This window comes from Rhodobium orientis (assembly GCF_003258835.1).
GTDB classification, from domain to species: domain Bacteria; phylum Pseudomonadota; class Alphaproteobacteria; order Rhizobiales; family Rhodobiaceae; genus Rhodobium; species Rhodobium orientis.
In genome coordinates this window covers 58114-70948 of record NZ_NPEV01000021.1, presented here as the reverse complement: position 1 = coordinate 70948, position 12835 = coordinate 58114, and the positions used below count along the sequence as shown (strand labels likewise).

General features: G+C 67.0%; 9 protein-coding genes and 1 other RNA gene. 4 read left to right on the top strand and 6 right to left on the bottom strand.

Annotated elements, in window-relative coordinates:
* Positions 1-925 (bottom strand): DNA polymerase III subunit gamma/tau (gene dnaX / locus CH339_RS11405; RefSeq protein ID WP_111434488.1); only part of this gene is annotated, 925 nt, incomplete at its 3' end.
* 126 nt (positions 926-1051) lie between these two features.
* An RNA gene (gene ffs / locus CH339_RS11400) (signal recognition particle sRNA small type) lies at positions 1052-1149 on the bottom strand.
* Positions 1150-1559: 410 nt separating this feature from the next.
* Between ffs and CH339_RS11395 the strand changes: the two genes are divergently transcribed.
* The 3 genes from CH339_RS11395 (at position 1560) to nudC (ending at position 4758) form a co-directional block, all read left to right on the top strand.
* On the top strand, positions 1560-3245 hold the full coding sequence (locus CH339_RS11395; protein WP_111434475.1) for a methyl-accepting chemotaxis protein: 1686 nt from the start codon (positions 1560-1562) through the stop codon (positions 3243-3245).
* Positions 3246-3376: 131 nt separating this feature from the next.
* Positions 3377-3799, top strand: coding sequence for an HIT family protein (locus CH339_RS11390; protein ID WP_111434474.1), 423 nt, complete (start codon positions 3377-3379; stop codon positions 3797-3799).
* On the top strand, positions 3796-4758 hold the full coding sequence (nudC, locus tag CH339_RS11385; RefSeq protein WP_111434473.1) for an NAD(+) diphosphatase: 963 nt from the start codon (positions 3796-3798) through the stop codon (positions 4756-4758). Before CH339_RS11390 ends, nudC begins: the two co-directional genes overlap by 4 nt.
* 303 nt (positions 4759-5061) lie before the next feature.
* On the opposite strand, the gene olsB is transcribed toward nudC, so the two are convergent.
* From olsB to CH339_RS11370, 3 genes are all read right to left on the bottom strand, one after another.
* A complete protein-coding gene (gene olsB / locus CH339_RS11380; RefSeq protein ID WP_244669047.1) occupies positions 5062-6066 on the bottom strand; it encodes a l-ornithine N(alpha)-acyltransferase in 1005 nt (334 codons plus the stop codon).
* A 396-nt stretch (positions 6067-6462) separates the two neighbouring features.
* On the bottom strand, positions 6463-8697 hold the full coding sequence (locus tag CH339_RS11375; protein WP_111434471.1) for a PAS domain-containing hybrid sensor histidine kinase/response regulator: 2235 nt from the start codon (positions 8695-8697) through the stop codon (positions 6463-6465).
* A 171-nt stretch (positions 8698-8868) separates the two neighbouring features.
* On the bottom strand, positions 8869-10398 hold the full coding sequence (locus tag CH339_RS11370; protein WP_111434470.1) for a YifB family Mg chelatase-like AAA ATPase: 1530 nt from the start codon (positions 10396-10398) through the stop codon (positions 8869-8871).
* 199 nt (positions 10399-10597) lie between these two features.
* On the opposite strand from CH339_RS11370, the gene CH339_RS11365 reads away from it, so the two are divergent.
* A complete protein-coding gene (locus CH339_RS11365; protein ID WP_111434469.1) occupies positions 10598-11539 on the top strand; it encodes an AEC family transporter in 942 nt (313 codons plus the stop codon).
* Positions 11540-11889: 350 nt separating this feature from the next.
* Here CH339_RS11365 and gshB read toward each other — a convergent pair whose 3' ends face one another.
* Complete coding sequence (gene gshB, locus CH339_RS11360; protein WP_111434468.1) at positions 11890-12831, bottom strand: glutathione synthase; 942 nt, start codon at positions 12829-12831, stop codon at positions 11890-11892.
* Positions 12832-12835 lie beyond the last annotated feature (4 nt).

Here is a 12835-nt window from a genome sequence, read left to right as displayed (position 1 = left end):
CGACCTCATACTGGCTGTCCAGTTCGGCGAGGGCTCCGGCGACGTCGCCGGCCATCAGCCTGGCGAACAGGTCGATGACGCGGGCGCGGTCGGCAAGGCCGAGCATGTCGCGCACGTCCTCGGTGCGGATGCTGCCGCCGGCATGGGCGATCGCCTGGTCGAGCAGGGAGAGCGAATCGCGCGCCGAGCCCTCGGCGGCGCGGGCGATCAGGGTCAGCGCCTCCGGGACGACCGCGACGTTCTCCGCCGCGGCGATCTTGGCCATGTGTTCGACCAGGAGGTCGGCGTCGATGCGGCGCAGGTCGAAGCGTTGGCAGCGCGACAGCACCGTCACCGGCACCTTGCGGATCTCGGTGGTGGCGAAAACGAACTTCACATGCTCCGGCGGCTCTTCCAGCGTCTTCAGCAGGCCGTTGAAGGCCGCCGCGGAGAGCATGTGCACCTCGTCGATGATGTAGACCTTGTAGCGCGCCGAGACCGGCCGGTAGCGCACCTGCTCGATGATCTCGCGGATATCGGCGATGCCGGTGTGGGAGGCGGCGTCCATCTCCACCACGTCGACATGGCGGCCTTCCATGATGGCGGTGCAATGCTCGCCGAATTCGGGCATGTGGATGGTCGGCTGGTCGATCTTGCCGGCGATCTCGTAGTTGAGGGCGCGGGCGAGGATGCGGGCGGTCGTCGTCTTGCCGACGCCGCGCACGCCGGTGAGCATCCAGGCCTGGGCGATGCGGCCGGTCTCGAAGGCGTTGGAAAGGGTGCGGACCATCGGCGCCTGGCCGATCAGTTCCTCGAAGGTCTCCGGGCGGTATTTGCGGGCGAGCACGCGATAGGCGCCGGCGCTCCCGGCGCCGGAGGCTCCGGATTCGGGCGAAGGGGCACCTTCCGTGGGAGGGGCGCCGTCCGTCTGAGAGGTGCCGTCCATGCCGCTGTCATCACCGCTCGCCTCGCCCGGGGCGCCCTTGCCGGCGCCTTTCCGGGCGGACCTCAATGCCCACGCCGCCTCCGCGAACTGGTCTGCGGCGCGGCCGCCATCCCCTGGCAGCGGGCGGGTGGGAGGCTGAACAGTGACCCGAACCGATCTCGTTAGGGCTGCTTCCTTCCGGACCTGACCCGGTTGGCGAGTGGCACGTCCACAGCCAACCTCCCGCTCCCGATATGGCAGTTTCGGTGCCCGCGTGCAAGTCGTCTTGGCCGCGGCGACGCGGCCCTGCGGCCGGGAACGGTGCGACGGAGTTTTCGCCGCTGACCTACCGGAACGGTGTGCGCCGGCGCCGGGCGCGCCGAACGACGGCGGACGCCTTCGACAAGAACGGCAACCCTGTTGACCTTTGTACGGTATCGGCAAGAATCCACTGTATACAGAAGAACGGCCGAAAGACCTCGAATTTGGATAGAACTCTTACGCATGCAACCATTAGTATACTATCTTTACTTCGCCGACGGAGAAAAAATAAGGCTTTTCCCCTAAAGTACGATGTTTTTCGCGCGCTTTTTAGCCTTCTTTAATCAGTTAAAAGGCTAAATTGGCCAACCGTTGGGTTTGGAGATCAAGAAAAATGAACCTCACCATCCGCCAGCGCCTGCTCGGACAATTGGGCATTGTGTCCGTCGGGCTGATTGCGCTCATCGTCGTGTTCGCCCTGTCCTACCGATCTGAGATCATCGCGCAGACGCGTACCGGACTCTCGAACTATGTCCAGAACGCCTATTCCATCGTCGAGAGCTACGCCAAGCGCGCCGAAGCCGGCGAGATGACGGAGGACACCGCCAAGAAGCAGGCCATCGACGCCGTCATGGCGATGCGGTACGGCAGCGACGGCTATATCTTCATCCAGGACCTCGACAACGTCATGGTCGCCCATCCGATCAATCCGGCGCTGAACGGCAAGGACATGTCGAGCGTGAAGGACGCAAAGGGCAATCCGGTCACCAGCGGCATCAACGACGTCGTCCGCCAAAACGGCGGCTCGGGCTTCTACACCTACTACTGGGCGAAACCCGGCGAGCCGGCGGACCAGTCGTTCCCGAAAGAGTCCTATGCGCGGCTGTTCGCGCCGTGGGGCTACGTCATCGGCACCGGCGTCTATATCGACGAGCTCAACGCCAAGATCTTCAATGCCGTGCTGTTTGTCGGCGCCCTGGCGCTGGCCATTCTCGGTGCGGTCGGCTTCCTCGCCGTGATGATCTCGCGCTCGATCAACAACCCGCTCGGCCGCATCAAGACCGCCATGCTGCAGCTTGCCGACGGGCGCACCGATATCGAGCTCGACGACGCGCACATGCCGCCGGACATCAAGGAGATGGCCGACACGGTCGTCGTCTTCCGTGACAACGCCGTGGAGCGCCAGGCCCTGCGCGAAAAGCAGGATGCGGAGCAGAACCGCCGCCTGGAGCGCCAGCGCCGGGTCGAGGAACTGATCCAGATCTTCCAGGGCTCCAGCGAGGAAGCGCTCGCCGCCGTCGGACAGTACATGGACCAGGTGCAGAATTCGGCCAAGGCCCTTGCCGGCATCGCCGAGAGCACCTCGACGCAGGCGACGGGCGCGGCCGGCGCCTCCGACGAGGCCTCCAACAACGTCCAGACCGTCGCCGCAGCCTCCGAAGAGCTGGCCGCATCGATCTCGGAGATTTCCAGCCAGGTCGGCCGCACCAACCAGATCGTCGACCTCGCCACCTCCTCCACCGAGGCGGCGAACGAGAAGGTCGCGGCGCTGGCCGAGGCGGCCCAGAAGATCGGCGACGTGGTCAACCTGATCCAGGACATCGCCGAGCAGACCAACCTCCTCGCCCTCAACGCGACCATCGAGGCAGCCCGCGCGGGCGAGATGGGCAAGGGCTTTGCGGTCGTTGCCTCCGAGGTCAAGACGCTCGCCAACCAGACCGCCAAGGCGACCGAGGAAATCGGCTCGCAGATCGCCTTCGTCCAGGAATCGACCCGCGAAGCGGTCGAGGCCATCGAGGGCATCGCCAAAACCATGGTCGACGTCAACGGCTATACCTCGTCGATCGCCGCGGCGGTCGAGGAGCAGGGCGCGGCGACCAACGAGATCTCGCGCAACGCCGGCGAGGCCGCCTCCGGAACCCTGCGCGTCGCCCAGAACATGAGCGGCGTCATGGAACGGGTCGCGGAGACCAACCAGTCGGCCGACCAGGTCGAACAGCTCGCCCGGGAAGCCGCCGGCCAGGCCAACAATCTGCGCATGGCCGTCAGCGACTTCCTGCACAAGATCGCAGCGGCGTAACGCCCGCTTCGACGCGGAACCGGTGCCTTCCCTTCCTCCCCCCTCGGGTCGGCACCGGTTTTCGTTTGCAGGACGTCCCGTCGGCCGGACGACTCGGGTAATGTCCCGGCTCCAACCGGAGCCTCCCTTTCATGACCGACGCCTTTTCTCTCCATCCCCAGCTTGATGCCGACAGCAGCCCGGTCACCGACCTTGAGCTTTCCACCGTGCGGCTGATGGACGACGCCACCTATCCCTGGCTGCTGCTGGTGCCACGAGTGCCTGACGCGGTGGAACTGATCGACCTTTCGCGCGACGACCGGCTCCTTCTCATGGACGAGATCGCGGCGGCCGAGACGGCGCTTCGAGCTGTGACCGGCTGCGACAAGCTCAATGTGGGCGCGCTCGGCAACATGGTGCCGCAGCTCCATATCCACGTCATCGCCCGCTTCAGGGGGGATGCGGCCTGGCCGGGGCCGGTCTGGGGCAAGGTGCCGGCGCGGCCCTATGCGCCGGAGGAGAAATCGCAGCTCATCGCCAAGCTTGCCTCCACCCTTGCGGACGCCGGCCGATGAAGGGGCTCGTCTTTCCCGACCGCGAGGCCTCGCTGCTGCCGGGCTTTTGCGGCAACGACCTGGACCGTGTCGCCGACCGCCGGGAGGACCCGGCCTGGATCGACGCCCAGACCGCCCGGTCCGACATGCGGATCTATCTCTTCGACAAGGGGAGCGCCGTCGTCGACCGCTCGAAAGACGGTGCCGACGCGGTGCAGTTCGACCGCACGGCGGCGGACACACTCGGGCTCGATCCCGAGAGCCTCGTCTTTCTCGGCCTTGAGGCGTACCGGCCACGCTTCGCCGGCCGTCTTTTGCCCGGGAGCGTCGTTGCCGGCATCGTCATGGCGGACGGGGCCGGCTCCATCGAGGTCGCCGATTTCCGCGCCCTTGCCAGCTCCGGCACGCTTGCAGCCGGCATCGTCGGCGCGCTTGCCGAGGCGCGCTCGCTGACGCTCTGGCACGAGAGCCACGGCTTCTGCGCCCGCTGCGGCGAGACATCGGCGCCCGCCCCCGGCGGCTGGCGGCGCGACTGCGCGTCCTGCGGCGCCCACCATTTCCCGCGCACAGATCCGGTCGTCATCATGATGGCGATCGACGGGACCCGCGCCCTCTTCGGCCGACAGCCGCAATTCCCCGAGGGCATGTACTCCGCGCTTGCCGGCTATGTGGAGCCGGGCGAGACCATCGAGGCGGCCGTGCGCCGGGAGATCCTGGAGGAGGCCGGCATCACGGTCGGCCGGGTCGTCTACCACGCCAGCCAGCCCTGGCCGTTCCCCTCGACGCTGATGCTCGGCTGCTTTGCCGAGGCGACCAGCACCGAGATCACCATCGATCCGGAAGAGCTGGAAGACGCGCGCTGGTTCGACCGCGCCGAAATCGCGGCCATGCTCGACGGCGCGCATCCGGACGGGCTCAAGGCGCCGCATCCGCTGGCAATCGCCCATTGGCTGGCGCGGGCGTTCGTGGAGATGGGGTGAGGCGCGGTGTCCCCTTGCCGCTCTTGCGCCAATCCGGAACCTGACCACAGCCGTCCTGCTAGCGGCTAGCGCACTCCGGCATCCACTCACGCCGCGTCACCACCGGGCTCGACCCGGCGGTCCATGAGGCCTGTCCATTCGCATCGACTTTTGCGTTCGGAATCAATACCCTATGGATTGCCGGGTCAAGCCCGGCAATGACGCATGAGAGGCATTATCACGCGGGAGCAAACCCGCGTCCTGATTGGCCAGTCACCAAGGCCAACGGCCTCGGCACCGAACAACCCAGACTTCCTTAGCCGCCTAACTCTGCGCCTTGTGTCGGCTCGCGTCGGCGCCGTAGTAGTTGACGTAGCGCGGGTTGAGCTCGGAGACCGGCATGATGATGAGGGCGTCGACGGTGCCGAACTGGTGGTCGATCACCGCGCCGTCGCCGATCATCGCGCCGAGCCGGAGATAGCCCTTGATGAGCGGCGGCAGGGCGTGCAGCGCGGCGCGGCCGTCGAGCTCTTCCTTGGGGATCCGGTTCATTTCCGTGTAGCGCTCGTCGAGCGCGCGGACGCGCCACTCCTCCGGTGCCAGGAAGTTGTGGTGCAGGAAGGAGAGCGGCAGGGCGAGCCGGTTCGGATCGGTGCCTTCCAGGCTGGCGCAGCCGATCATGGCGTCGATCTTGTTCATCAGCACATAGGCCCAGATGCCGTGCCAGAGCAGCTCCATGGTGCGCTTGTTGCGGTAGGGCTTCAGCACGCAGGAGCGGCCGAGTTCCATGAAATTGAGGTCCGGCTTGCGGTCGAGCAGCGGCTGCAGATCGAACTCGTCGGCGGTGTAGAAGCCGCCGTTCATCTCCGCCACTTCCTGGCGCAACAGGCGATAGGTGCCGACGACCTGCGGCTTCTTGCGGCCGAGCGCCTTGGTCTTGACCTTGATGTCGTGGTCGAGCACCAGGAGGTGGTCGCAGAAATTGTCGAAGCTGTCGCTGTCGCGCCTTGTCGCGAGCGTCTGGGCGTCGGCGACGGCGGACATCTCCTCGTAGAAGACGTGGTAGCGGAGCTGCTGGGCGATCTTGATCTCGCCCCAGGAGCGCGCCAGGCGCACCTCCAGCGAGCCGATCTTGCCGAGCGTCGGTGCAGCCGCGGCGCGGGCGCCCGGCAGGATCCTTCCGGTCGGGCTGCGCAGCCCCGGGATCCAGCGACTGCCGGTGACCGGGCGTTTTCCGATCGGTGTAAAACGTCGAACGCCGCTCCTTTGCGGCTGCTTTTCGGAGCCCTTCATCTGGCCTCTTTTCTGCCGCCGATTGCGAAACTTCATCGACGGCCTCTCCCTCGCAGTGATGGCTGCCGTATTCGGAACTCTCCGGCCCACCTTCGTAGGACGACAGCTAAACGATAGTTTTCCGACGCTTGTATGACAATGATATGATAGCGGAAACGGACGCAATGGCGAGCTATTCCCGACATCGGCCGTTATTGCAAAAGCGAATCGCACTGCGGTCTTTTGATGCATCGGCGGCCCGAAACCGGGCGCCGGCCCCTTTCAACCGGGGTGCATCCGGGTCGAATCCCGACCCGGAATTCACCTTTTGGCGGACAGCGGACCTTACCGGAATCCGCGCGCCAGGCTTCACTGCCACGGACCCGGGATGCGTTCCGTCCAGCTATATTATACATTGTATACTATGGACGTATACGTCGTATGTGACGGTTGTCAGCCGGTCCGGCCGAATGCCCGATCGCGGTCGATCTCGGCTGCGATCGCCTCGGCGAGGCGGTCGCTGTCGAGCGGCTTGATGAGACGGCGGTCGGCGCCGGCGGCGCGGCAGGCCTCCTCCGTCTCGGCCATGGTATCGGCCGTCAGCGCCAGGATCGGACGGCGCTCCGTTCCCGCTTTTTCCTCCAGGGCGCGGATGCGGCGGATCGCCTCGAAGCCGTCGATGCCCGGCATGTGCAGGTCCATGAGGACCAGGTCGACGGGCCTTCCCGTTCCGGCAATCGCGGCCTCCACAGCGGTGACGGCCGCCTCGCCATTGTCGACGGCTGTGACGCTGTGACCGAGGCGTTCCAGGCCGGCGCGGGTCAGGAGCTGGTTGATCTCGTTGTCCTCGGCAAGCAGGACGTCGAGGCTGCGCTGGGCGGCGGGCGCGCTCAGCGCCGTTTCTTCCGCCATCATGCCGACATCGACCTCGCCGCGGGCAAGCCCGCCGACGATCTTGGCGAGCGAGCCGGCGCGAATCGGCTTGACGAGATAGGCGCCGGCGCCGGCGGCGCGGTATTTCGGCAGGTCGGGTCGCTCAGTCGGGGCAAGGAGGACGACCGTCGGGGCCGCGATGCCTTCCCGCTGCAGCCCGGCGAGCGCGGCCTCCACGCCGTCCCGGCAGGCGGCGTCGATGAGCACGACATCGATGCCGGAGGCATCGGTGAAGGCCGCCGGAGCACCGCCGTTGAGGACCGCGGCGCCGAGGTCTTCCAGACTCTTTGCCATCAAAGCGCCTTCGACCGGGCCGTCGGCGAGGATCGCGACGCGGATGCCGGAAAGGTCGCGCCCGGGCCGGGCGGCTTCCACCACCGGCACGGTGAGCGCGAAGGAAAAGGTCGAGCCGTGCCCAAGCGCACTTTCCACTGAAATGCGCCCGCCCATCAGCCCGACGAGGCGGCGCGAAATGGCAAGGCCGAGGCCGGTGCCGCCGAAGCGTCGGCTCGGACCGTGATCGGCCTGCTCGAACTCCTTGAAGACCCGGGCGGTCTGTTCCGGCGACATGCCGATGCCGGTGTCGCGGACGGAGAGTCGAATCTGGGCGCTGTCGTCGCTTGACGTCTTAGCCGCCGCGACCTCGATGGCGACGCCGCCGATCTCGGTGAATTTGATCGCGTTGCCGGCAAGGTTGAGGAGCACCTGGCGCAGCCGCGCCGCATCGAGCATTGCCCGCGCGGGCACGTTTGGGGCGATGTGGGTGGCGATCTCGATGCCCTTGGCCTGCGCGCGCGGGGCGACCAACTCCGCAAGTTCCTCGACCAGGCCGCGGATGTCGGTTTCGGCGGGGGCAAGGTCGAGCCGGCCGGCCTCGATCTTGGAGAAGTCGAGGACGTCGTCGATCAGCGACAGCAGCGCATCGCCGGAGGTGCGCACGGCGCGGGCATAGGTGGTCTGTTCGGCGGTGAGCCTGGTGTCCATCAGGAGGCCGGCCATGCCGAGGATGCCGTTGAGGGGCGTGCGGATCTCGTGGCTGACCATGGCGACGAAGCGGGACTTGGCGCGGTTCGCGGCCTCGGCCTGGTCGCGGGCGACGATGAGGGCGCGCTCCGCCTCGATGCTCTCGGTAACGTCGCGGATCACCGACTGCAGGAGAAGCTGGCCGTCGGGCGAGCGCACCGGCGCGTCGATCCAGGTGAACCAGCGCGGGCCGGCGACGGTCGCCAGCTTCACCCGGCGCTCGCCGTCCTGCAGGGTCTCGTGCTTTTCCTCCGCCTGGGGCAGCAACTCCAGCGGACCACCGATGGCGGCCTCCGCGTCGATGCCGAAGGTGCGGGCAAAGACGTCGTTGACGAAGACGATGCGCCCGGCGCCGTCGCGGCGGATGACGACGTCGCCGACGGAATCGATGACGCTGCGGTGGCGTTCCAGGTCCTCGCGCAGGCCCCAGACCTCGTCGGCAAGGCTCTCAACCCGCTCCCGCAAGCGCGTCGCGTCCTCCATGGTCTCGCGGCGGCTGGTGGAAAGCGCGTCGAGCCTTGGCGTGACGAGGCCGAGGCCGCCGACGGTGCCGGCGATCGCGGCAAGGACGACGAAGGCCACCGACAATACCGCGGGCGCGGTGACGAAGACGGCTCCGACGACGAGGAGTGCGGACGCGGCAAAGGCGAGGACGGGCACGACGACCCCTGCAAGGATGCGCCGATGGGGCGCGGTCCTGTCGTCATCGGCGGAAAACAGCGGCAGGGGCATGGGGTACTCCGGAACGCGGGGGCGGACGCGTCGAACGCTGGCGTCCTGATCCGGAGTATGCCGAAAGAGAATTGCGAAAGGCTTGACGCAATAGAACAGCGACGGAAACGACTGCGTTTCTGCTGATTTTTGGGTCCCATAGGAGCCCTGACCGGCGCCCGCCCGGCCGGCTCAGGCGGCGCTGGCCAGCGCCGTTGCGGCGCCGCGGTAGCTGAGCGCTTCGGCAAGGTGGATGCGGCCGACCCGCTCCGATCCGTCGAGATCGGCAAGGGTGCGGGCAAGCTTCAGCACCCGGTGGTAGCCGCGGGCCGACAGGTGGAAGGCATCGGCGGCCTCGCCGAGGAGGGTCCGGCCGCCGGCGTCGGGCTCGGCGATGCGCTCGATGACCGAGGGCGCGCACTGGGCGTTGGTGGAAACCGCAAGGCCGAGGTCGGCGAAACGCTCGCGCTGGATGTCGCGGGCCGCAGCGACCCGCTCGGCAACGGCGGCGGAGGGCTCGCTCAAGGCCGGGGCGATGAGATCGCCGGCGGTGACGGCCGGCACCTCGACGCGCAGGTCGATGCGGTCGATCAGCGGCCCGGAAATGCGCGCCTGGTAGTCGGCGGCGCAGCGGGTACCGCGCCGGCAGGTGTGGCCCGGCTCGCCGGCATAGCCGCAGCGGCAGGGGTTCATGGCGGCTATCAACTGGAAGCGCGAGGGATAGGTGACCCGGTGGTTGGCACGGGCGATCACCGTCTCGCCGGTCTCCAGCGGCTGGCGCAGGGAATCGAGCACCTGGGGCGTGAACTCCGGCAACTCATCGAGAAAGAGCACCCCGTTATGGGCGAGCGAGACCTCGCCCGGCCGGGCCCTTAGCCCGCCACCGACGAGCGCGGCCATAGACGCAGAATGGTGCGGCGCGCGGAACGGCCGGGCGGTCGACAACCGGCCATCGGAAAGGCTGCCGGCGATGGAATTGATCATCGCCACTTCCAGAAGCTCGCGCGGTTGCAGCGGCGGCAAAAGGGAGGGGAGCCTTGCGGCGAGCATCGACTTGCCGGCGCCGGGCGGGCCGATCATCAAAAGGTTGTGGCCGCCGGCGGCAGCGACTTCGAGGGCCCGCTTGGCACTCTCCTGGCCCTTGATGTCGGCAAGGTCCGGCAGCAGCGCGCCCTCGGACCGGATCTTCGGCTCCGGGCGGGAGAGCACCTGGGTTCCCTTGAAATGGTTGGCAAGGCCGATGAGGCTGCGGGCGGCGACGATCTCCATGTCGGCGCTCGCCCAGGCCGCCTCCGGCCCGCTTTCGGCCGGGCAGATCAGCCCCTTGCCGGCGCCGTTGGCGCCCATCGCTGCCGGCAGCACGCCGGCAACGGGCGTGATGGTGCCGTCGAGGGCGAGTTCCCCCAGCACAGAAAAGCCGGCGAGCTGATCGGCCGGAACGGCGCCCATCGCCGCCATCAGGCAGAGCGCGATGGGCAGGTCGTAGTGGCTACCTTCCTTGGGCAGGTCGGCGGGGGCGAGATTGACGGTGATGCGTTTTGCCGGCAGCGCGAGCCCGGAAGCAATGAGCGCGGAGCGCACGCGCTCGCGGCTTTCGGCCACCGCCTTGTCCGGCAGGCCGACGATGGTGAAGGCGACGACGCCGGGGCCGATCTGCACCTGGACGTCGACCGGGACCGCCTCGATCCCCTGGAACGCTACCGTCGTGACGTGACTGACCATCGCCTCACCCTTCCCTTTTACAACTCAGCCACAACCTTTTGGCGAAGTCAAGAACAATAAGAGAACAAATCCGGATCGTAGGCGGACGGCACCGGCGCGGACGCCGCCGGCCACGCGCAACCGGTGCCTTGACCGCGGCGGGGAAAACACGCGATAGGCGAAGGAGGGGCGGCAGACGGGGCGGAGGGAGAACGGTTCGGTGGAGGTCTTTTTCAGCCTGACGGTGCCGTTCTTTGCGGTCATCGGGCTCGGCTATCTCGCCGGCGCGCGGCGGCTGATCCCGCCGGCCGGCATCCCGCATCTCAACACCTTCGTGTTCTATTTTTCGATGCCGGCGCTGATCGTCGGCGCACTGGCCAGGCAGCCGGTGTCGGTTCTGCTCGACGGAACATTCCTTGCCGCCTGGATCAGCGCGGGCCTTTTGCTTTTCGCCCTCGGCGCCCTCGGAGCGCGGTTCGCCGGCATGAAAGGGCTCGCCAGCGCGGCGATCTCGGGTCAGGCGTCCGCCGTCGGCAATGTGGGGTTTCTCGCCCTGCCGCTTGTCCTGGTTGCATTCGGGCCCTCCGGCATCGGGTCTGTCGCTGCTGCCCTCATCATCGACCTCGTCGTCCTCATCCCGCTTTCCATCGGCCTCATCGAGGTCTCGCGCGGCAGCAACGAGCTTTCCGCAACGGCCAAGCGGGTGGCGCGCGGGATGGTGTTCAATCCGTTCCTCGTCTCCATCGTCGCCGGCGTGTTGCTATCGGCGACCGGGATCGGCATTCCGGCCGCGCTCGAGCGGTTCGTGGAGTTCCTCGGCGGGGCGGCGGGACCGACCGCGCTCTTTGCGCTCGGCCTGTCGCTCGCCGGGCGGCAGCTTCGGGGCGATCTCCCCGGCATTTTTCTGATGAGTCTCTTGAAGCTCATCGTCCATCCGGTCGTTGCCTATCTGATGCTTTCCGGTTTCGGGCTTTCGGCGGAAAAGGTCGCGGTCGGCACGGTGGTGGCGGCGATGCCGGTCGCCGGCAACGTCTTCGTCATCGCCGAGCAATACGGCGTCGGCGCCAGGCGGGTGTCGGCCGCGATCCTCGTTTCCACCGTGATTGCCGTCGTCACGGTGGCGCTGGCGCTGTGGTTCGCAAAGGGTTTGATTGGGGTTTGAGGGGGTGCTGGTCGGAGGGTTCGCGCGTGCAATTTCAATCGCTTCGGGTCGCCACCCAGATTCGCCCACGGCTGTCCGGTAGAGGCTTTCGCACGTCGGCATCCTAACACTCTGCGTCACCACCGGGCTTGACCCGGTGGTCCATGATGCGGCGCGGCAGATACCGGACTATCTTGTTGAAATCAAAGGCCTCATGGATTGCCGGGTCAAGCCCGGCAATGACGCGGAGTAGGTGGGCATGGGTGCGCAAACTCGCACGCGCCCGCACGATTCAAGCCGATTTCCGGAAAGTCGGATTCACAGAATAAACGGGATTCAATCCATTCGCATCGCGGTCTCTGCGAACTCTGTCAGCCGCGGCGCTTCTCGATGGAGTCCCAGATCATCGCGGCAACGTCGATGCCGGAGAGTTTCTTCACCGAGCGGATGCCGGTCGGCGAGGTGACGTTGATCTCCGTCAGGTAGTCGCCGATGACGTCGATGCCGACGAAGATGAGCCCGCGCTTCTTCAGTTCGGGGCCGAGGCGCTCGCAGATCTCGCGTTCGCGCGGCGTCAGCTCGGTGGCGATCGCCTGGCCGCCCTGCACCATGTTGGAGCGCAGGTCGTCGTCGGCCGGGATGCGGTTGACGGCGCCGGCGAATTCGCCGTCGACGAGGAGGATGCGCTTGTCGCCGGCGCGGACCTCGCTCAGATAGCGCTGGATCACCCAAGGCTCCGGATAGAGCCCCTCGAACAGGCTGATCAGCGAGCCGTAGTTCTGGTCGTCGGGATGGAGTCGGAAGACGGCGTTGCCGCCATGGCCGTAGAGCGGCTTGATGACGACCTCGCCATGCTCCTCGCGGAACGCCTTGATGGCGCTGCGGTCGCGGGTGATCAGCGTCGGCGGCATCAGGTCGGCGAAATCGACGACGAACAGCTTTTCCGGTGCGTTGCGGACTTCCACCGGATCGTTGACCACCAGCGTTTCCGGGTGGATGCGCTCCAGCATGTGGGTGGCGGAGATATAGGCGAGGTCGAAGGGCGGGTCCTGGCGCATGTGGATGACGTCGAAGGTTGACAGCTCCACGCGCTCGCCGGCCCCGAGCGTGTAGTGGTCGCCGGCGACGTCGCGCACCGAGACGGGCTCGGCGACTGCCGTCACCTTGCCGTTCCACATGGCCATGGTGTCGACCGTGTAGTGGAACAGGCGATGGCCGCGGGCCTCGGCCTCCAGCATCAGGGCAAAGGTGGAATCGCCGGCAATCTTGATGCCGGAGATGTGGTCCATCTGGAAGGCGACGGTAAGCGACATTTTT

Bases quoted from the DNA above. Each gene is read 5' to 3' on its own strand.
- CH339_RS11395 (WP_111434475.1), top strand. From the start codon at position 1,560: ATGAACCTCACCATCCGCCAGCGCCTGCTCGGACAATTGGGCATTGTG.
- CH339_RS11390 (WP_111434474.1), top strand. From the start codon at position 3,377: ATGACCGACGCCTTTTCTCTCCATCCCCAGCTTGATGCCGACAGCAGC.
- nudC (WP_111434473.1), top strand. From the start codon at position 3,796: ATGAAGGGGCTCGTCTTTCCCGACCGCGAGGCCTCGCTGCTGCCGGGC.
- olsB (WP_244669047.1), bottom strand. From the start codon at position 6,066: ATGAAGTTTCGCAATCGGCGGCAGAAAAGAGGCCAGATGAAGGGCTCC.
- CH339_RS11375 (WP_111434471.1), bottom strand. From the start codon at position 8,697: ATGCCCCTGCCGCTGTTTTCCGCCGATGACGACAGGACCGCGCCCCAT.
- CH339_RS11370 (WP_111434470.1), bottom strand. From the start codon at position 10,398: ATGGTCAGTCACGTCACGACGGTAGCGTTCCAGGGGATCGAGGCGGTC.
- gshB (WP_111434468.1), bottom strand. From the start codon at position 12,831: ATGTCGCTTACCGTCGCCTTCCAGATGGACCACATCTCCGGCATCAAG.